Genomic DNA, 241 nt, shown 5'->3' with positions numbered 1-241 from the left:
AATGCAGAAGACATGCATGCCGAGGTCGCCGGCAAGGCCATGGCGTCGGAGAAATCACACCGCCCTGCGCCGTTCGCTCCAGGCCAGCACCTCGCCGACAATGCCGCGGCGGAACGCCAGCACGCACACGACGAAAATGAATCCCGTCACCATCGTGACCGAATCGCCGAGCGTGCCGAACCACTGGATATGCGTGACCGACGCCAGCCAGTTCCCGATGTCGCCCAGCTTGTTCTCCAGC

The 241-nt window shown here is 63.5% G+C and carries 1 pseudogene; it reads right to left on the bottom strand.

Annotated features, from left to right (window positions below):
- Positions 1 to 54: 54 nt before the first annotated feature.
- Positions 55 to 241: pseudogene (locus HLUSI_RS28335) on the bottom strand (branched-chain amino acid ABC transporter permease); the annotation flags it as partial.

Origin of the sequence: Herbaspirillum lusitanum P6-12 (genome assembly GCF_000256565.1) — a bacterium.
Classification (GTDB): Bacteria; Pseudomonadota; Gammaproteobacteria; order Burkholderiales; family Burkholderiaceae_D; genus Herbaspirillum; species Herbaspirillum lusitanum.
This window is presented reverse-complemented; position numbering and strand designations above follow the sequence as displayed.